The organism is Mycobacterium fragae, assembly GCF_002102185.1.
Lineage (GTDB): Bacteria > Actinomycetota > Actinomycetes > Mycobacteriales > Mycobacteriaceae > Mycobacterium > Mycobacterium fragae.
Window position 1 is genome coordinate 199848 of the sequence record NZ_LQOW01000006.1, and the last position, 19308, is coordinate 219155.

Annotated in this window: 18 protein-coding genes, 1 tRNA gene and 1 pseudogene; 8 read left to right on the forward strand and 12 right to left on the reverse strand. The window is 64.1% G+C overall.

Annotated features, from left to right (window positions below; all coding sequences use genetic code 11):
* Positions 1–23 precede the first annotated feature (23 nt).
* A complete protein-coding gene (locus AWC06_RS05005; protein ID WP_085195146.1) occupies positions 24–446 on the forward strand; it encodes a large conductance mechanosensitive channel protein MscL in 423 nt (140 codons plus the stop codon).
* Positions 447–475: 29 nt separating this feature from the next.
* Here the strand turns inward: AWC06_RS05005 and AWC06_RS05010 are convergent, their stop codons facing one another.
* From AWC06_RS05010 to AWC06_RS05020, 3 genes are all read right to left on the reverse strand, one after another.
* Positions 476–1138, reverse strand: a complete 663-nt coding sequence (locus AWC06_RS05010; RefSeq protein WP_085194973.1) for an SAF domain-containing protein — start codon at positions 1136–1138, stop codon at positions 476–478.
* A 65-nt stretch (positions 1139–1203) separates the two neighbouring features.
* Positions 1204–1512 (reverse strand): FmdB family zinc ribbon protein, encoded by a 309-nt coding sequence (locus AWC06_RS05015; protein ID WP_085194975.1) that lies wholly within the window; start codon positions 1510–1512, stop codon positions 1204–1206.
* Positions 1513–1570: 58 nt separating this feature from the next.
* Positions 1571–2170, reverse strand: coding sequence for a 5-formyltetrahydrofolate cyclo-ligase (locus AWC06_RS05020; RefSeq protein ID WP_085194977.1), 600 nt, complete (start codon positions 2168–2170; stop codon positions 1571–1573).
* A gap of 75 nt (positions 2171–2245) precedes the next feature.
* On the opposite strand from AWC06_RS05020, the gene AWC06_RS05025 reads away from it, so the two are divergent.
* The 5 genes from AWC06_RS05025 (at position 2246) to AWC06_RS05045 (ending at position 6422) form a co-directional block, all read left to right on the forward strand.
* Positions 2246–3154 (forward strand): UTP--glucose-1-phosphate uridylyltransferase, encoded by a 909-nt coding sequence (locus AWC06_RS05025; protein WP_085194979.1) that lies wholly within the window; start codon positions 2246–2248, stop codon positions 3152–3154.
* A gap of 42 nt (positions 3155–3196) precedes the next feature.
* Positions 3197–4528, forward strand: a complete 1332-nt coding sequence (gene glp, locus AWC06_RS05030) for a molybdotransferase-like divisome protein Glp (protein ID WP_085194981.1) — start codon at positions 3197–3199, stop codon at positions 4526–4528.
* A gap of 20 nt (positions 4529–4548) precedes the next feature.
* Entirely contained in the window at positions 4549–5202 is a 654-nt protein-coding gene (locus AWC06_RS05035) for a GNAT family N-acetyltransferase (RefSeq protein WP_085195148.1), read from the forward strand.
* A gap of 140 nt (positions 5203–5342) precedes the next feature.
* The gene (gene sepX / locus AWC06_RS05040; RefSeq protein ID WP_085194983.1) at positions 5343–6305 is read left to right on the forward strand and encodes a divisome protein SepX/GlpR; all 963 of its coding nucleotides are present in this window, start codon (positions 5343–5345) and stop codon (positions 6303–6305) included.
* A gap of 44 nt (positions 6306–6349) precedes the next feature.
* A tRNA-Ala gene (locus tag AWC06_RS05045) sits at positions 6350–6422 on the forward strand.
* 205 nt (positions 6423–6627) lie between these two features.
* On the opposite strand, the gene AWC06_RS05050 is transcribed toward AWC06_RS05045, so the two are convergent.
* From AWC06_RS05050 to AWC06_RS05060, 3 genes are read right to left on the reverse strand one after another with little or no spacing between them, the layout of a single operon-like run.
* Positions 6628–7641: a hypothetical protein gene (locus tag AWC06_RS05050; RefSeq protein ID WP_085194985.1), complete on the reverse strand. Its 1014-nt coding sequence runs from the start codon at positions 7639–7641 to the stop codon at positions 6628–6630.
* Positions 7642–7658: 17 nt separating this feature from the next.
* Positions 7659–8975 (reverse strand): Dyp-type peroxidase, encoded by a 1317-nt coding sequence (locus tag AWC06_RS05055; protein WP_085194987.1) that lies wholly within the window; start codon positions 8973–8975, stop codon positions 7659–7661.
* Positions 8976–8994: 19 nt separating this feature from the next.
* Positions 8995–9555, reverse strand: coding sequence for a hypothetical protein (locus AWC06_RS05060; protein WP_085194988.1), 561 nt, complete (start codon positions 9553–9555; stop codon positions 8995–8997).
* A 267-nt stretch (positions 9556–9822) separates the two neighbouring features.
* Between AWC06_RS05060 and AWC06_RS05065 the strand changes: the two genes are divergently transcribed.
* Positions 9823–10296 carry an MCP four helix bundle domain-containing protein gene (locus tag AWC06_RS05065; RefSeq protein WP_085194990.1) on the forward strand — a complete coding sequence of 158 codons (474 nt, stop codon included), beginning with the start codon at positions 9823–9825 and terminating at the stop codon, positions 10294–10296.
* 104 nt (positions 10297–10400) lie between these two features.
* On the opposite strand, the gene AWC06_RS05070 is transcribed toward AWC06_RS05065, so the two are convergent.
* Positions 10401–11936, reverse strand: a complete 1536-nt coding sequence (locus AWC06_RS05070; RefSeq protein ID WP_085194992.1) for an adenylate/guanylate cyclase domain-containing protein — start codon at positions 11934–11936, stop codon at positions 10401–10403.
* Between the two features lie 72 nt (positions 11937–12008).
* Here AWC06_RS05070 and AWC06_RS05075 point away from each other — a divergent pair, with 72 nt between their 5' ends.
* Positions 12009–12278 carry a hypothetical protein gene (locus AWC06_RS05075; protein ID WP_085195149.1) on the forward strand — a complete coding sequence of 90 codons (270 nt, stop codon included), beginning with the start codon at positions 12009–12011 and terminating at the stop codon, positions 12276–12278.
* Between the two features lie 11 nt (positions 12279–12289).
* On the opposite strand, the gene AWC06_RS05080 is transcribed toward AWC06_RS05075, so the two are convergent.
* The 5 genes and pseudogenes from AWC06_RS05080 to AWC06_RS05100 all read right to left on the reverse strand — a co-directional run bounded on the left by AWC06_RS05080 (position 12290) and on the right by AWC06_RS05100 (position 19301).
* Complete coding sequence (locus AWC06_RS05080; RefSeq protein WP_211281901.1) at positions 12290–15064, reverse strand: MMPL/RND family transporter; 2775 nt, start codon at positions 15062–15064, stop codon at positions 12290–12292.
* A gap of 35 nt (positions 15065–15099) precedes the next feature.
* A complete protein-coding gene (locus AWC06_RS05085) occupies positions 15100–15498 on the reverse strand; it encodes an MmpS family transport accessory protein (RefSeq protein ID WP_085194993.1) in 399 nt (132 codons plus the stop codon).
* A gap of 197 nt (positions 15499–15695) precedes the next feature.
* Positions 15696–16115, reverse strand: a complete 420-nt coding sequence (locus AWC06_RS05090; protein ID WP_085195153.1) for a hypothetical protein — start codon at positions 16113–16115, stop codon at positions 15696–15698.
* 62 nt (positions 16116–16177) lie between these two features.
* Positions 16178–16942: an SDR family NAD(P)-dependent oxidoreductase gene (locus tag AWC06_RS05095; RefSeq protein ID WP_085194995.1), complete on the reverse strand. Its 765-nt coding sequence runs from the start codon at positions 16940–16942 to the stop codon at positions 16178–16180.
* A pseudogene (locus tag AWC06_RS05100) lies at positions 16939–19301 on the reverse strand (CaiB/BaiF CoA transferase family protein). Before AWC06_RS05100 ends, AWC06_RS05095 begins: the two are co-directional and overlap by 4 nt.
* Positions 19302–19308: the final 7 nt, after the last annotated feature.

Below are 19308 nucleotides of genomic sequence, written 5' to 3' on the forward strand. Positions count from 1 at the left end.
CCTGCGACGGGAAGGTGGCTCGCGTGTTCAAAGGGTTTAGGGATTTCGTGATGCGCGGTGACGTGATCACCGTGGCCGTTGGCCTGGTTGTCGCTTTGGCATTCTCGAATCTGGTCAAAGCCTTCACCGACTCGATCATCAATCCGCTGGTGGCGGCGGCACAGCCCAATAGCAAACTCGGAATGGCATGGCAGCTTGGCGATGCGGGCAGCAAGACGGTCCTCGACCTCGGATCGTTCATCTCCGCGGTCATCTATTTCGTCGTGTTCATGTCGGTGGTCTACTTCGCGATCGTGGTGCCCTACCGGCACATCCAGAAACGCCGCGGGGTCACCGTTTTCGGGGAGGAGCCGGCGACCAAGGCATGCTCGCAGTGCATGTCCGACATCCCCGAGGCCGCGAGCAAGTGCAAGTACTGCGCCAGCGAGCAGCCGGCGGCCGCCTGACGCAGCGGCCTAGGCCTATGGCTGTGCGCTCAATGCAGGGTGAGAGTGACGGTCTGAACCAGTGTGGCTCCGGCCAACGCGTTCGCGGCGGCGGCGGGTAGCGCCACCAGCACCACCCGATCATTGCTCGCCGTCTGGGTCTTTTGCTTGGCGGAGACCAAGACAACGACGGCGTCGGTGGCGACGACCCTGGGCCGCGACGCGCTGTCGGCTTCCGACGCGGCGACAACGTCGACGACGTCGCCGGGGCGCACCAGGTCGGTGAGCGCATTGTCTGCCGGGTGCAACGGCACGATCCGCGCGTCGGGGCCGGCGGTCGAATCGGCCAGCCGCGGGCCCAGCAGCCGGACGTCGGTCAGCACTTCACCGCGCCGGGCGGGGCCGGCCAACGTCGATCCGACCACGACACCGATGTCGGCCTGCGACCCCTCGGGAATGGTTGTCGCCGAACGCTTGTCGAGCCGAACATCCTCGGGGGTCAACGCGGCGCCCGGGGTGAGATCGCGAGCTGCGACCACGACGTCGACACGATCACCGTCTGAATCGGGACGCAATGCCGCAACACCTGCCAACACGACGAGACCGGCGGCGGCGATTCGGCGGGCCAGCACCGTTCGCGACCAGTCCGGGCGCAACCACTGCGAGATCCGGCTTGCCAGCGACGGATTCAGTGATTTCGGGGATCCCTGCATGCCGCAACGTTAGCGATGGCTGGACGCGGGGCGCGGCGGTCGCGACGCCGCTTGTGGATAACCGACTAGCTGGACGCGGCCGCGGCAGGCGTGGCGGCGGACTTTTCCGATGAGCCGGACTTGTCAGCCGAACTCGAGCCGTTCGAGCCTGAAGTCGAATCGGTCTTGGCGGAGCCGTTGGTCGAGCTCTTCGCCGGCTCGCGGCTGTCGGTGCGGTAGAAACCGCTGCCCTTGAACACCACGCCGACGGAGTTGAACAGTTTGCGCAGCCGACCGGAGCACTGCTGACACGTGGTCAGGGCGTCATCGGTGAAGGCCTGAACCACGTCGAAGCGGTTGCCGCACTCGGTGCACGCGTAGCTGTAAGTCGGCACAGAAACCTCCGTGATGGTCTAAACAGTTAGCACTCTACCGTGTCAAGTGCTAGAACCGCTATGTGGCGCGGGTCATTCCCAGGTCGACCAGGCCGAGCCCGGGGGTCAGCGCGTGCGTCATCCGCACGTCGTGCGGCTCGCAGGGCAACTCGTCGAGGAGTTCGTCGTCGCGGATCACCGCGATCAGTTGCGCGCGCGGATCGCAATGCACCAGCGAGCGGTCGTAGAAGCCGCGACCGCGGCCCAAGCGCACCCCGGCCCGGTCGACGGCCAGCGCGGGGACAAGCACTACACGGGCCTCGGCCAGCGCGGTGGCCGGCAGCCAGGGCTCAACGGGTTCGAGCAGCCCGAACCGCGCAGCCACCAGCTGCCCGGGCCGGTACTCACCCCACTGCAGCGCCAGGGGGGTGCCGTCGGCGGTGGTACGCGCGACCGGCAGCAGCACCCGCGCAGCCCGTCGCAGCAATACATCGAGCATGTCGATCGATCCGGGTTCGGCGCCCACCGGCGCGTAGGCGCACACCGTCCCCGCTGTGCCCATCAGGGCTTCGAGGTGGCGGTTGAACGACCGCGCTTCGTCGTCCCTGACGTCGTCGGCGACCGAACGCCGGGCCGCCAGCAGCTGTTCGCGTAGTGCGGCCTTGCCGGCGGTCGCCATACCGTCAACGATGACAGCCACGCCGGTAGCCCCGCCATACCGGCTGCGCAGATCGCTGCGATTATGGTGTGCACAATGCCTCGCTCACAGGGTCCGGTTCCGCGCACGGCGATCGTGCCTGCAGCCGGTTTGGGTACGCGGTTTTTACCCGCGACGAAAACCGTGCCCAAGGAGCTGCTGCCGGTCGTCGACACGCCCGGCATCGAGCTGGTTGCCGCCGAGGCCAGCGAGGCCGGCGCCGAGCGCCTGGTGATCATCACCTCCGAGGGCAAGGACGGCGTCGTCGCGCATTTCGTCGAAGACCTGGTGCTCGAAGGCACGCTGGAGGCGCGGGGCAAGAAGGCCATGCTGGCGAAGGTGCGCCGCGCACCGGGCCTGATCAAGGTCGAGTCCGTGGTGCAAGCCGAGCCGCTCGGCCTGGGACACGCCATCAGCTGCGTGGAGTCGACACTATCGGCGGATGAAGATGCTGTCGCCGTCCTTCTCCCCGACGACCTGGTGCTGCCGACCGGCGTGTTGGAGACGATGTCGAAGGTGCGTGCCGAGTACGGCGGAACGGTGTTGTGCGCCATCGAGGTCGCGCCCGAAGAGATAAGTGCCTACGGGGTTTTCGACGTCGAGCGGGTTCCGGGCGCCAACGAGGACGTGCTGAAGGTCAACGGCATGGTGGAAAAGCCGAAGCCGCACGACGCTCCGTCGATGCTTGCCGCGGCCGGCCGCTATGTCCTCGACCGCGCGATCTTCGACGCGCTGCGCCGCATCGACCGGGGTGCCGGCGGCGAAGTGCAACTCACCGATGCGATCGCGCTGCTGATCGCCGAGGGACACCCGGTGCACGTGGTCGTACACCGCGGCTCCCGACACGACCTGGGAAATCCCGGCGGCTACCTCAAGGCTGCGGTTGACTTTGCATTGGACCGTGACGACTACGGCCCGGATTTACGGCGATGGCTGGTCGCGCGATTGGGTTTGGCCGAGGAGTAAGCCCAGTCGTGCCGATACGGCTTGACCGCAGAAAGGCGCGCTGTGCGTTCGGTTGAGGAGCAACAAGCGCGGGTGTCGGCCGCCGCGGTGGCGCCGAGACCGGTACGCGTCGCAATCGCCGAGGCGCAGGGCCTGATGTGCGCCGAAGAGGTGGTGACCGAGCGACCGCTGCCCGGTTTCGACCAGGCCGCGATCGACGGCTATGCGGTGCGCAGCGTCGACGTGCTTGGTGTGGGTGAGCCGGGCTCGTCCCATGATCACGGCGATGGCGCTGCCGACGACGACGCGCGTGCCCTGGGCGCAGTGCCCGGTGAGGCCGGCGAAACGGCATCGGGACCTGGGGTCGTGACGCTGCCGGTGATGGGGACCATCGAAGCCGGCGCGCGCACGCCGAGCCGGTTGCAGCCCGGGCAGGCGGCGCGGGTGATGACTGGCGCCCCGTTGCCGACGCTGGCCGATGCCGTCTTGCCGTTGCGCTGGACCGACGGCGGGCAGTCGCGGGTGCGGGTGCTGCGCGGTGTGCGCTCGGGAGCCTATGTGCGCCGTACCGGCGACGATGTGCAGCCCGGTGATGTGGCGGTGCGCGCGGGGACGATCATCGGCGCCGCGCAAGTCGGGCTGCTGGCCGCGGTGGGGCGCGACCGCGTGCTGGTTCACCCGCGCCCGCGGCTGTCGGTGCTGGCGGTCGGCGGTGAACTTGTCGATGTCTCACGGACGCCCGGCAACGGCCAGGTCTACGACGTCAACTCGTACGCGTTGGCGGCCGCCGCGCGCGACGCCGGCGCGGAGGTGAACCGGGTCGGCATCGTCGGCAACGATCCGCAACAGCTTGGCGAGGTCGTCGAGGGGCAGATCAATCGCGCAGAGATCGTGGTCATCGCGGGCGCTGTCGGCGGCGCCGCGGCCGAGGCCGTGCGCTCGGTGCTGGGCCAGCTCGGCGAGATGGAAGTCACCCGGGTGGCAATGCATCCCGGCTCCGTTCAGGGCTTCGGTCAGCTGGGCCGTGAGGGCGTGCCGACCTTCCTGTTGCCCGCGAATCCGGTCAGCGCACTGGTGGTCTTCGAGGTGATGGTCCGGCCGCTGATCCGGCTGTCGCTGGGCAAACGGCAGCCGATGCGCCGGGTGGTGCAGGCCCGGACGCTGTCGCCGATCACCTCGGTGCCGGGCCGAAAGGGCTATCTGCGGGGACAGCTGATGCGTGACCAGGACACCGGCGAATACCTGGTGCAGGCCCTGGGCGGCGCCGCCGGCGCGTCCTCGCACCTACTGGCGACGTTGGCCGAGGCAAACTGTCTGGTCATGGTTCCCCGCGAAGCCGAGCAGATCCGCACCGGCGAGATCGTCGACGTCGCTTTCCTGGCTCAGCGTGGCTGAGCGGCACGGTGGCACAGCTCGTGAACTTGTGGCGCTCCAGCTCTCACCATCCCGGTTGGCCGATGGTCGTGGGTCCGCTGCGGGTTTCGGCCGGTGTGATCCGGCTGCGCCCGGTGCGCATGCGTGACGCCGCGCAGTGGAGCCGTATCAGGCTGGCCGATCGTAGCCACCTGGAACCGTGGGAGCCAAGCATTGACGCCGATTGGACTGTGCGGCATACGGTTTCGTCGTGGCCGGCGGTCTGTGCGAGTTTACGATCGGAGGCTCGCAAAGGCCGCATGCTGCCATACGCGATCGAGCTGGAGGGCGAGTTCTGCGGTCAGCTGACGATCGGAAATGTCACTCACGGGGCGCTGCGGTCGGCATGGATCGGCTATTGGGTATCCAGCTCGGTCACCGGCGGGGGCGTGGCAACCGGAGCGTTGGCGCTGGGCCTGGACCACTGCTTCGGCCCGGTCATGCTGCATCGCGTGGAGGCCACCGTGCGGCCGGAGAACGTGGCGAGCCGTGCCGTGCTGGCCAAGGTCGGGTTCCGCGAGGAGGGGCTACTGAAGCGCTACCTGCAAGTCGACGGTACTTGGCGGGATCACCTGTTGCTCGGTCTGACGGCCGAAGAGGTCTACGGCTCGGTGACGTCGGCTCTCGTGCGCGCCGGGCACGCCAGCTGGGCGTAGGCATTCTTTGTTACAGAAGTGACATTTGTGACTAGTGGTGCTTGTCACATGCAAATTACAGGTGTGTAATTGTCCTGGGCGCGCCTCGACCGGATGCGCCGGCTGCCGGCCTAGCCTGGCGGGGAAAGGAGCGGCTCACCATGCCAAGCATCCCGCAATCGTTGCTCTGGATTTCGCTCGTCGTGCTCTGGCTGTTCGTGCTGGTTCCGATGCTGATCAGCAAGCGCGACGCGGTGCGCCGCACCAGCGACGTGGCCCTGGCGACCCGCGTGCTCAACACCGGCGCGGCGGCGGCGCGACTGCTCAAACGGGCGGGGCCGGCGGCGGGGCATCGCAGCGACCCGAATTGGCAGCCTGAGCAGGACGAATACCAGGATCTCGACGAGGACCGCGACGAGGCCGAGGAGCCGCACGTCGACGAGGCGCCAGCGGTCGAGGATGAGCCCGAGCATCCAGATGTCGCCGTGGTCGACGAGTCCGATGTGGCGGTCCCGGCGGACGAGCAGACCGAGCCGGTAAGTGAGGAGCAAACCGAGGACCACGCGGCCATCGTCGAGAACGACGACGTCGATCAGGAGGACGGCGGTCAATACGAGTACGTCGACGACACATCCGGCATAGCGGTCCCCGAGGAACCGCCGATTACCGCCACTCCGGCGGCCTCGCGGCGGCATCGGTACGAGTCGGACACCGCCGCCGCGGTGAGCGCACGCAAGTATGCCTTCCGCAAGCGGGTGCTGACCATGATGGCGCTGACGCTGGTGGGATCTGCGGCGACAGCCTTCCTGGTGACACCCGCGGCGTGGTGGTTCTGCGGTAGCGCCGCTGGGCTGACGGTGCTTTACCTGGGATATCTGCGCCGGCAGACCCGGATCGAGGAGCGTCTGCGCCGTCGCCGGATGCAGCGGTTGGCGCGCTCGCGGCTGGGCGTGGAGAACACCCACGACCGTGACTTTGACGTGGTACCCGCACGCCTGCGGCGTCCCGGCGCGGTGGTGCTCGAGATCGATGACGAGGACCCGATCTTCGAGCATCTCGACTACGCGCCCTATGCGCGGGATTACGGCTGGCACAGGGACTTGCCGCGCGCGGCCGGACAGTAGCGGTTCGGCGACTTCGATCGCGACTGGTAGCCTGCTAGCGGTCAGGGGCTATGGCGCAGTTGGTAGCGCGACTCGTTCGCATCGAGTAGGTCAGGGGTTCGAATCCCCTTAGCTCCACAGAGTTTGAGCAGGTCAGAGCGTGTGCAGTCCGCTAGTGAACTTTTGCCCCCCGCAGAGCGTACGCAGTAACTCGGATGGAGTCGTTCAGTCGGTCCGCAACCTCGTCGAGGTCTTCGTCGAACAGGTCAGCGTACGTATCGAGACCTATCGAAGACTTCGCGTGTCCCAACATCTGCTGCACAGCTTTCACATTGGTCCTCGTTCACTTCATCGTCGCTATGTTGCGCCAAAGGTTTTTGAGGCTGTCAGTGCCGCCGAACAGTGTCGTGAAGTTCGTGGAGTCGACCAGCACGATGTCGCCAGCCCGCTCACCGGACGGCGGCATCCAAACGAGCGCATTGAACTCGATGTTGCCCGCCTCGGTAAATGGGTGAGGCCGATTGGGGTCAATGCGTTGCCTACCGAGAACGCGGAGGGAATCGCTTTCGGGAGCGTTCAGTTCATAGTGCGGCAGATGCGGGTGAAAGTTGAAGGTCGTGACCTGATCAAGCAGCTTGAGCGTGTCGAGATCGCGAAAGCCGGTGAGCGGTGCGATCTCGTGGGTGCCTTCGACGACGGCCGGACGTAGCCCCCACTTGTTGTAGACGGGTACGTCGAGCGCCTTCATAAGCGAGCGCGTGTATGCGGTGAAGCGTTGTTGGCGTGGTACCAGCGGGTCGCCATGGTGCAGGTACTCGATCTGCCGCTGAGCCAGGTCGTCGGTGAAGCCGACGTCGTGGTGCGGAGCTAATAGGAGGCAGGTGTCTTCTCGTTTCAGCCACTCGCGAATGGCTGCGACTTCTTGGGTCTCTGCTTGTTCTTCGCCGACTATATGGTCAAGCCCGAACACCATTAGGGTGTCGGTGTCGGCCAATATCCGTTCATCGATCAGCAGCTTGTAGCCAGCTTGGTCGATGCGTTGGAACACGGCGACCCGATGGCCGGTAGCTTCGCCCGCCAACTCCTGGAAGGCCAGCGTGGAGCGGTGAAAAAGCTCCAAGGTGCCGGCGATGCCTTGCAGGAAGTTGGCCTCGTCCCATTCCGGTGTCTCGTACCGGGGCCAGGCGGCCCTGCGTACTTCGGTCATCGTGGAGAAACGGTTGTCCAATGCGCCGAGGTCGCGCTGGGACTCCCATGGATAGCTCCAGGTCCAATAGATGCTGATGCGTCGTCCGCCCGTGTGCGGGCGGGGGATGTGGCCTTGGTTGTACGTGCGAGCGGCGGGCAGTGTGCTCATGATCGTTCCTTAGCTGCTCAGTCGAGCGCCGCGAGGTATCGCATGGCATTGATGCCTGGCAGGAAGAAGTACGCTCCGCCTGTCAGAGTTGTGAACGCCGGCAGTCCCTTGAGAACCTGGCGGATTGGCCGCTTCGGTATCTTGAACTCCATTGTGCCGTCTTGTGTTCCGCAAATTGGATCATGTTCGTTGCCAAGCTCGTGGAAGGTGCGATCGTTGATCCATACGTTCTGCGCGAACTCAAACTGCCGGATCAAACTGGCGCAGATGATGAAGGCGGCGATCCCACGGTCTACCGCGTCGTCGGGTGCGCCCTCGGGGAGCGCCGGTCCATAGGTGGCTCCCCGGCGAATCATTCGTCGCCGATTCATGTTGGGTGCGGTGTCTCGCGGGTTGAGCCGTCTGGCGTGAGCGCCCAAAGGACATGCATATCCGTGCGGGTCCATCTCCTTGTAGTTGAAGTCGTTGTTGCGCATGGGGTTCGCACCCAGCTCGGGATCGTCCCTCTCAGGTGCGAGGACTAACGGAGCGCCGCTGCGCCACCGGCCCATGAACTTCGCGGCCAACAACTCCTCTGCATCTGGCGTACCGGCGTTCGAACGGATGTAGTCACGGAATAAGGCCACGTGCTCTTGTAGCCGTCGATACGCCGCATAGGTCCCGTTGCGCGAGAGCACATCGGGCTGTGGCAGATTGGCCACTGGGCCGAACTCATCCGGGTATCCGAGGATGAATTCTCCGGCCTTGAGCGGCGCGCCGGAGCCGGGCGTGGGTTCCTCACCTGATCCCTCTATCACCGGCTGCGACAGCCGATCTCGAAAACCAAAGTGGTCATGGGCGTAGTTAAACGGAGGCGTCGCGTTCAAATCCAGATACGACAACCTGCGCACGCCTTCACACCGGCCCACCAAGTCGTCGTGAGCTTGAGTGGCGCAGGCGTGCTCGCCATCATCTCGGGCGAACAAGATCGCAAGCGCATGAAGATCATCCCCGGCCAGTCCGCCGACCCAGTTGTTGGGGTGGTTGCGCCCCGTGTCACCGAGAATGTCCGCCCGAGCGGCCATGCCTTGACGGAACTCCGCGGGAAAACTGGCGAGCGAATCCTCGGGCACACCGAGCGCCCGAAGCCCGTTCCAGGTGAAACCCAGCGTGACCCACCGCTTGGTGCCCTCCATCGTTTCTCGCACCGATGCGGCCGACTCGACGACATCGACCAGTTCTGACAGCCACGCTCGGCCACCGGCCGGTTCGTCAAACGACAAAAACTCATAGCGCCCAGTCATGGCCGGGGTTCGAGTCAGCAGGATGTGCTGGATGTCGTCAAGCTCAAGCATCGGCACGCTCGGATACGTGTCACTGCATTTGGTCCAGCATGACTTGGAATGCAGCCTTCAACCGCAACGCCTTTTTGATCTCGTCGGCCGTGACATAGGGATACTCCCCGTACTCCAAAAAACTCGGAAACTGATGCTCTCGGACGAACTTGACGAACGCCTCCGGGTTTTCCCTCCAGTCTTCGGGGAAGCCCTCAAGGTTCGTGAACACTGTCGTGATTCCGGTCTGGCTGAACAGCTGCACCGCATCCTCGGTGTACTTGTCAAAGTCAGTGTCGAAGATGCCCTGGTACTGGAAGTGCAGCCCCGACCCGACATCGAAGAGCACCCAGCGCAGGTAATGCAGCCGCAGGGGTGCCAGCACCTCGGGACTGGCCTGGATGGCCTCTTCAATCTGCTTGCCATACGCACGGACGGCCTCTTCCCGGCCCTCCTTGACTTTGGCGATGATCGAAAAGCCGTAGCACGCGGGGGTGCGGGGATAGACCGGCCCGTAGCGACCGCGCTCAAGTTCGAAATAGCCGTCCTTGGGGATCGCCATCGCCGCAGGTCTGCTCCACTCATATTCTGTTGCCGCCATCGTCACTCCCCAAGCCCTGTCGGTGTGCCGGACGCTAGCACCTGATCTGGTAGATACAAGCCTGATTCAGCAGAGGAGGCAGGTTCTGGGGGTGACTTGTGGCTTCCCGCATTCGTAGAAGGTGCGACGCCACCAGGCTTTCGTCAACCAAAGCGGCCAAGATGCTGTAAACCGCGGCTCGAATCGACGCCGAAATGCGCGAGCTGGTCTACCAGGTGAGCGGTACGCTCGCCGAGACCTTGATGGGGTGACGGAGGAGACGAAGGCATGCCCGCAGTGGCCGACCTTGCCCTGGGGATTGCGCCCATCGCCGGTGGAATGGCGCTCGGCGCCGCGGCAGGATATTTGAAGGGTCCGGATGTCCGCCGCGCGATCAAGCAGGATTTGGAACTGCTGAAGGAGTTACCGCCGGAGCAGGTGGAGCGGCGAGCCGAACTCCAACGCAGCATCGACAGCCGCATTGACGACCTGATCGCTGCAGTCAACCGATACCGGTCACTGCGGCGAGCGGCCGCCACCTATCGCGGCAGCTTGCGCGACGTGCTGCTGTTTATCTGTGCGATTCTGTTCACCGGGGTCTGGTGGAGCACCGATCACCACAAGAGCAACTGGCTACCGATGTTCGTTGTCCTGATCGTGGTGTCGGTGTCGACGGCCGGCTATGCGCTCCGCGGTATCCACAACAGCGTGACCAACTTGATTCGCCGGGACGGCCAACGTTCTGCGCCACCGCAATCGTGAAGCGTCTGTCTGGTGCCCGCACCGAGAAGCTTTTCGTGCGTGCATGGGATGATCGAGTAGGTCACGACGGGTTTTTGAATCCCGTTAGCTCCAAAGAGGTTTGACTAGTCGGCGATGTCAATCCGCGGATCGGTCTCGGGCTCGAGGCCGAAAACCTGCACGGTTTCTGACTTTCCTTTCAGGGTGTGCAATCCCCGGTCGATGAGTCCAGTAGGTCGACACGCCAGGGCGTCGACGCATTGCTGGGTGAGAAGGATCGCGTCGCCGGTGATTTTGGTGAGCTGCTCCACTCGGGCGGCAACGTTGACGGTGTCACCGATCAGGGTGAACTCCAGCTTGCTGCCGCCGCCGATGGTGCCGGCGATCACCTCACCCGTATTCACCCCGATGCCAATCCGCAGTTCTGCACCGAACTGCTCCGCGACGAGGCGGTGAATCAGCTTCGCGGCGGTTACCGCGGCGTCGGCATGTTCCGCGAGATCGTTGGGCGCGCCGAAGACCGCTAGCGCGCCGTCGCCGAGGAACTTGTTCACATGCCCACCGGCGTCCACGACGGCTGGCACGACGATCTCGAACAGTGCATTGAGGCGAGAGACTGTGTCGTCGGGGGAGTTCGCCTCGGCGAAAGGCGTGAAATCGCGCACGTCGACGAACATCACCGTCACCTCGCGGCGCTCACCGCTGAACACGTCGTCGCCCTGCTCGAGCAGCCGAGCAGCCAGAGCTGGGTCGACGTAAGTGCCGAACGCTGCCTGAAGGCGTTGCCGCTCAGCCAAACCCGCCTGCATGCGGTTGAACGATGCCGCGAGGGCGCCGAGGTCGTCGTCTTGAACCACCGGCACGCGTTGGCTGTAATCGCCGACCGCAACACGCTCCGTTGCTTGTGCGAGGTCGCGAACGGGTCGCAGCAACGGTGAGAACGAGGTGCCGACGGTGATCGGCACTGCCACGCCAACCGCATAGGCCAACCCGATCACGACGGCGAGAACGGGAACCTCACTGGTGGACCGATTGAAAACCGCCGCCGTCAAAGCGGCAGCCGCGGCAAAGCCAAAAGCGATCGCGAAGATGGCCATGTTCGACCACTCGGCAATGGTCGGGCGAGAACGAGGCAGCGCGTCACCGATAGCCGTGTCGCCGGCCAGGGCGGCGCGAACCGGCCGCACTGCTCCTTCTAGGAGGGCGTGCACACCGATCAGCGACATCGAAAACCCGGGGACGGCTCCGACGAACCCGTACTGGACGAGCCGAGAATTAGTCGCTCCCGCGATCGCACCGACAGCCAACGCCAGCGTGGCAGTACCGATCGTGAAGCCGGCCACACATCGAACGACCGAGCGCCGAGCATAGATGTAGGTGTCTTCGAGGGCTGCCGCACGATCGATCCCGTGTCCTGCTTTCCACCGCTCCGCTAGATGAAACTGCCGGCCGCCGGGAGGAACGGCACAGCATGACATCACCAACACGGCGATAATCCTGACGGCAACCGCGTCAACGTAGTGACTCGATCTTTCGTAGCCGAGAACCAGAAACGACGTAATCAGGCAGGTCGGCAGCGCCGTGAGAGCTGTGAACGCCCAAACCACCCACGAGTACCGGATCCCATACCGATCCCACGCCCACTCCCAGAAACGGTCCATGTCGGGAGACTAAACGTCAGGAACCTAGACGACCTGCGGATAAGCGGAACGTCAAAGAGGAGAATGGCGTCCATGGACGACGATCTCGAAACTCTCTCTCGCCGCGAGCTCGTGCAGGAGGTCGTCCGCCTGAGGAACGGTATCCGCCAGCACCGTGACAGCACCAACCATGAGCTCTGCTGGCATCATCCCCAACTCTGGAGTCTCCTGCCCGAATCCACCGATCCGTTGCCGAATGTGCCGGAGTGGCCACAGTTCTTACGAGGCTGTATCCGCTACCGGCAGTCTCTCGACGACCAACTGCCCGCCGCTCCTCGGACGACGGAGGAGTACGACGCCTGACCGGTCCCGATTTATCGCTGCGGTAGTGGACGGGACCGCACCAGCGTCGGCCACCAGAACCACGGTCCGAGGATTCGCAGGATGCAGGGCACGACGAACGAACGCACGATCAGCGTGTCGAGCAGCAGACCGATGCATACGGTCGAACCCACCTGACCGATCGTTCTGAGATCGCTTGTGAGCATTGCCAGCATGGTGAACGCGAACACCAACCCGGCGGAAGTCACCACGCCACCCGTGCTTCCGAGCGCGCGGATGAGGCCCGTGTGTATCCCCGCGTGAAGCTCCTCTTTGACTCGGACGATCAACAGCAGGTTGTAGTCCGAACCCACCGCCACCAGGATGATGAACGTCAGCGGCAGCACCAGCCAGTGCAGAGGCAGGCCGATGAGATGCTGCCACACGAGGATGGAGAGCCCGAACGCCCCGGCGTACGAGAAAGCGACCGTGCCCGGAATCACCAAGGCGGCCATCAGACTTCGCGTCAGGAACAACATGATCAAGAAGATCAGCACGAAGGCGGCGATCGCGACGATAAGCAAATCCGATGCAGCGTATTCCTTGATGTCTTTGTCGTTGGATCCCGAGCCGCCGATATAAACTCTCGCGCCGGCCAACGACGTCTCTTTCAAGATCGTGGTTATCGCCCCAGGGAACGCGTTGACATGTTCCACGCCTTCAGGGCCCATCGCGTTGCCCTCGTGGGTGACGATGAATCGAGCAGCCTTGCCGTCCGGCGACATCAGGAGCGCCATACCGGTCTTGACGTCTTCGTTGTCGAAACCCTCTCTCGGGATGTAGAAGAAGTCATCGCTGCGGGACCGGTCGAAGTCGAGCCCGACGTTGACCAGGTCGTCGAATGTCTGGTCGGTCTGTGTGGACTGCAGAGCCGACTGCCCGTAGCTGCTGACCAAAAGAGCTGCCAACGCCTCTGAATCGTCGGCCGTGAGTTTCAGCTGCGTGATGACTTGCGGCAACAGCTTGTCAAGTGCCTCGAGGGAGACTTTGGCGTCCTTGATGTCCGCAGCCAGGTGGTCGATGTTGTCGAGCCCGTCGAACAGCGATCTGAACGCCCAGCAAATGGGAATGTCGAAACAGTGTCTCTCCCAATAGAAATAGCTCTTGATCGGCCGGAAGAAATCGTCGAGATTTGAGATCTCCGAATTCATCTCATCGGTGATCTGCTGCAAATCCTCGACGGTGAGAACCGTCTTGTGCAGCTCATCCGACATCTTTTGGAAGAAAACGATCTCCTTGCGCAGGACTTCGACAGAGTGGGTCGTTATCTGCGCCTGCATGTCGGTATTGGCATTTTGCTGCTTGTTGAACGGGAGCTGTTGACCGTTCCCGCTGCCCTGCGTGGTGAACAAGTACGGGAGGGTGGCATGTTCCAACGGCCGGCCCAGAGGCCTGGTGATGCTCTGCACCATCGCGACGCCGGGAAGACGAATGAGACTCTTCGCCACCCGGTCTAACGAGATGAAGTCGGCCGAATTTCGCATGTCATGATCCGTCTCGATCATCAGCATCTCGGAGAACAGCTTGCTCTTCGGGAAGTGCCGATCCGCCGCCGCGAAACCCTGTTTGGCAGGCGCATCGGATGGCTGGTAGGCACGGTCGTCGTAGTTCTGCCGGTACGTCGGCACGAAGATCGCGCCGAGCATGACGGCAGCGGCACTGGCGGCGAGGATCGGCACCGGCCACCGCACCACGCTCGCCCCGATCCGCCGATACAACATCGCCTTGGCCGCCTGCCGCGGGTCGAAGAGCCCGAAAAGGCTGCCGACCGTCAAGATGGCTGGGCCGAGCGTCATAGCTGCCGCGATGTTGAACAGCATGGCGATGGCAACGGCCGGCCCCATGGTGTGGAAGTAGTTGAGGCGTGCGAAAGTCAAGCACCAGCACGCCACCGCGATCGTCAGGCCGGAGCCAATGATGATCGGCGTTACGCCCTTGTACGCGGTATAGAAGGCGTCTTCGCGGCTTTCACCGGCTTGGCGTGCCTCGTGATAGCGGCCCATCAAGAAGATGCCGTAATCGGTCCCTGCGCCCAGGGTCAACGCGACGACGATGTTCACGGCGAAGGACGAGAGCTCGATGTACCCCAAATGCCCGAGGGTCGCGATAACCCCCTTCGCGACCAGCATCTCGATCAGAACTCCGAGCAAGGGCACCAGCAGGTTGCTGATGGAGCGATACACCAGCAATAGCATCGTGACGATGAGGATGATCGTCACGATCGTGATGTTGTTCAGGCTCGAGTTGGCAATGGCCACCGTGTCGGAAGCGAGCGGCGCCGCGCCGCTGACATAGACCTTGAGTCCAGCTGGGGGCGGAACATCCGCGACGATATTCCGAACGGCGGCAACGGACTTATTCGCTTCCATTTGGCCGATATCGCCCGCGAGACGCAACAGCACGTACGCGGCCTTGCCGTCGACGCTCTGCGCCCCCGCCGCGGTGATCGGCTTGCCCCACAGGTCCATGACGTACTGCACATGCTTGGGGTCACGCTTGAGCCGGCGCACCAAATCGTCGTAATACCGATGGTCCACATCGCCCAACGGCCGGTTGGCTTCCAACACGAGCATGGTCAAGTTGGTCGAATTGGACTCGTGGAACTTCTCGCCGATATGCAGCAATGCGCGCTGCGACGGCGCGTAATGCGGGACCATGGGACCCGCGAGTTCTTCTGCGACCCGCTCCACCTGCGGCATGAACGTGTTCGTCGACACCGCGAGAAGCGCCCAAAAAGCGATGATCGGGATCGCGAGGACGCGGACCATCCTCGGGACGAACGGTCGCCTCGCTCGATGCTCGCTCATGCGGATTTCACCCTGCACATGACGTGCGCATCCTCATGGGTATCGGACTGCTGGTCGCGGACAACGCCATTCACCAGCATCCGGCAGCCAAGTCGACCGCCATGAACCTGCGCCGAGATGCTGCCGGATACCACCGTGAGCGTCGTCGTCTCCGTGTGCGACCACGGCAACGTCGTCAGATCAACCTGATGCGGATGCCCGTCGATGTCCAGGTAGACGAGCATCCCACCGTCGCCGACGGAACCGAACAACTCATAGGTGAGCTCTTTGGGAGTGGTCTGCTCGGGCGCCGCGGGGCCATTGACCGTGATGACGGGCGGCGGAGCCGAGAACTGGTGCACCTTCCACATGCCCACCGCTCCCACGCCGACCGCGACGACGGCCACCAAAGGCATCCAGAACCGGGCCAAGACGGTCCTGCCGACTGAACGAGGGCTCACTCGGTCACCTTTCGGAACTCGATCGGCACATTCGCGGTCCCCCGCTCCCGTGCGCGGGCCCATGCAGATAGTAGACGATCACGTCCCTAATGGACTAATGACCTGCAAAGAGTATCGGCACTGCGGCCGGAACGCGACCGCAATGGCCCGGGCTACCCCCGCAGACGCCTCTTCAGCGCTGCGCTTCTGAGCATCCGGATCGTGAAGTTCATGGACGCCAACATGGGAAACACCCCGAGAAACGTCCGCTCCGAGGGCGTCGCCCCGTTCAGGTGGTAAAGGCTGCCAAACACGTAAAAGCATCCGACCATAAACAATGCGCCCGGGATGCAGAAGGCCATCAAGGAGCTACGATCGGCAACGATTTGCCTCGCATAATCCAGCTCATCTCGCGACAATGGTTCGCGCTTGCGCACTTTCTGCATGACCGTTTTGGCGCTGCCTATTTTTTCGCTTATGGGACTGGGCGTCCGGTCATCCAGCTGTTTCACGTATACGGCAGCGACGGCGGCCAACGCCAACGCTAACGCAAGGGTCAATATGGTCAGGTAACCAAATAAAGCCACACTCACTATTTCGGTCCTTTGCTCCGCTACCGAACTATCGAAGACCCCTCGAAACGCTAGCGCAACTATCACCAGGTCTGTTCGGCGGCGCGCACCAACATCTGGTTGACCGCTACCCGGCGGTCCCGGGTCACCATGTAAAGCACCGCGTCGGCGATGTCCTCGGGTCGCAGTTGGACGATGTCCGCGGTCCGACGATCGAACGCCTCACGCGACTGCGGGTCCAGGTGACTACTGATCTCGGTCTCGACGGTGCCCGGCCCCACCACACCGACCCGAACCCGCTTGCCCAGCAACTCTTGTCGGATCCCTTCGCTGAAGGCATTCACACCGAATTTGGTCAGCGAATAGACCGCGGTGCCGGGCCGGGCCACCCAGCCTCCTGTGGAGCTGATCATGACCACATCGGCGACACCGCGTGGCGAGTCCGCCACCGCGTCGATGAGGTGGGGCAGCGCGGCGCGGGTGACATACAAGACGCCCTGCACATTGACCCGTACGAGGTCGTCCCAATCCTGCAGTGGCGCTTGGGCAGCAGGCCCCATGCGGATGAGCCCGGCATTGTTCACCAGGATGTCGAGTCGGCCCAGCTCGCCGACGGCCCGGTCCACCGCCGCGGCGACCTGTTCTGCGCTGGTCACGTCTGCGGGCACCGCCAGCGCCGCGCCGCCCGCCGATTCGATGTCCGCTTTGAGTTCGCGTAGCCGATCGGTGCGGCGAGCGAGCAGGGCTACCGCGGCGCCGTCGGCGGCCAGCGCCCGCGCGGTCGCCGCGCCGATGCCGCTGCTGGCGCCGGTTACCAACGCCGCGGTCCCCGCAAGTGGTGCGGTCATCTCGCCTCCGAAGGCGAACCGGCAGCGAGGATTTCGTGCAGCACGTAATCGTTGTGTTCACCGAGGTCGGGTGCGCCCCGTGCGATCTCTGCCGGCGCCTGCGACATTCGCCACGGCGGCCCGACAATCGGGCGTTGCCCCTCGCGGTGATCGGAGACGAACCGGTACACCTCGCGATCCCAGAGCAGCCGATCGCTGATCACATCGAGCGATGTCGCGCTTTTGCTCGCCGGCACACCAGCGCAACGGAGCCGGCGCGCCAGCTCCTCGGCCTCGTGGCTCTTGGTGAACTCGGCGAGGTCTCGGTCCAGCGCGTCGGTGTGTTCCAGCCGGTCGGGCAGGGTGGCATAACGTGCGTCGTCGGCCAGCGTGGTGGCGCCCAGCACGTCGCACAGAAGACGCCATTGCGTGTCGTCTGCCACCGCGATGCTGATCCAGTTGCCGCCCGTGCAGGGATAGCAGTTGTGCGGAGACATATCGGGGTGGCGGTTGCCTTCAGGTTCGAGTTGCTTACCGGTCAGGGCTTGTTCGAGTAGACAATCGCCGATCATCGAGGACAGCGTCTCCACGGCCGACACGTCGACGAATTGGCCCTCGCCGCTGAGTTCGCGATGCAGCAGCGCCGCGACGGGGCAAAGGCCGCGGCGGCGCCGACCGTGGAGTCTCCGTAGCGGATGCTGGTGCCGAGCGGCGGGCCGCCCGGGTAGCCCACCAGTGAGGCGAGCCCTGCCAGCGCGGCGAAGCACGGCGCGTAACCGGTCTGATGACCCAGCGGTCCGTCGTTGCCCCACATCTTGATCGACACCGAGATGATGTCCGGTTTGATGGCCTTCAGCTGTTCGTACCCGAGACCCAAGCGTTCCATCGCCCCAGGTCGGAGATTGTTGACGACGATGTCGCTGTTCCCGATCAGGCCGCGCAGCCGGCCCAGGCCCGCCGATGACTTGAGATCCAGGTCCACACTGCAGATTTCGGGGTTGATGCTCAGAAAATACGGCGCGTGGTTGATGTCGGTACCGCCGTAGGCGCGCATCTCCTCGGGGTTGTCGGCGGTTTCCACCTTGATCACTTCGGCGCCGAGAAAGGCCAGCAGCTTGCCGGCGTATGGGCCCGCCCACACTTTGGTGAGCTCGACGACGCGGACACCGTCCAGCGGCCCGCCCCGCGACGCCTTGGGCGGTTTGCGTTGGGGCGACTTGACTGTCGGCATGGCTCGCGGCGCGTCGATGCCGTCGAGAACATCGGTGGTGTGCTCGCCGAGGGAGGGCGCGGCGCTGGTGATGCGCGCGGGGGAGGCACTCAGCAGGTAGGGAACGCCTGGGTAGGCCGCGGTGCCCAATACGGGGTGCGTGACATTCTGGAAGAACCCGCGATGGCGATACTGCGGCGAATCCTTCAGGTCGGCCGCCGTTTTGACGGGCACCAACGGGACACCTAACCGCTGAGCCTCGTCGGCTGCGCTGTCTTTGTGCAGGCCGTGGACCCATGCGGCGAACCCCTCCTGAAACCTGGTGACCTTGTCCTGCGTCACGGAGAACTCGAGCCAGTCGTCGTCGAACTCGTCGAGCCAACCCGGGTTGCCCATGAGCTTTTTGACGCCGGTCCAGTGGTTGCGGCTGCTCATGTAGAGGTAGACGTACCCGTCTGCGCATGCGAAAAAGGCCGCCGGGCCCTTCTGGTCGTAGTCGTGGCGGTTGTTCTGAGGCGTGACTTCGCCGGCGATGAACCTGCCCAGGATGCTGTCGGCGCGCGAGACCAGCACCGCCTGTTGCGAAACGTCGATGGACTCCCCTTGGCCGGTGTGTAGGTGCCGGAACAGCGACGAGGCGACGCACAGCGCGGCGTCGACTCCCGCCTCGTAGTCGGCGAGGAAACGGCCGGGCCCCTTCAACGGCGGTCTGGCGGGATCGGCATGACTGGGTGTGTGATAACCCCAGCCGCTGCTGTGGAAAACGTTGATGCTCTTGGCATTTTGAAACTCCGGCGGAGCGTCCTGGCCGTAGGGGGTGATCGAACAGAACACCACGGCGGGATGTCGACGCTCGAGCTGGCTCGATACGTAATCATCGATGACGGCTTGCGCGGTGGGGATCAGCTTGTGCAGCATTTCGCTATCGCCTGCCGAGGTGACGTCGAGCCGTACAGATCGCTTGTTGGTGTTCAGGTATGCGAACAGCGCGCTGTGCTCGAACCCGTTGTGATCGCCGACAATCGGGGCCATCGACCGAGTGGGGCTGCCATGGACCGGCCTTTCGACCTTGATCACCTCGGCGCCGAAGTCCGCCAGCAGCTTGCCGCAGTATTCTCCGGCAACCGTTTCGGCCAACTCGACGATCCGGAAACCACTCAGCGCCGACATGCCGTCC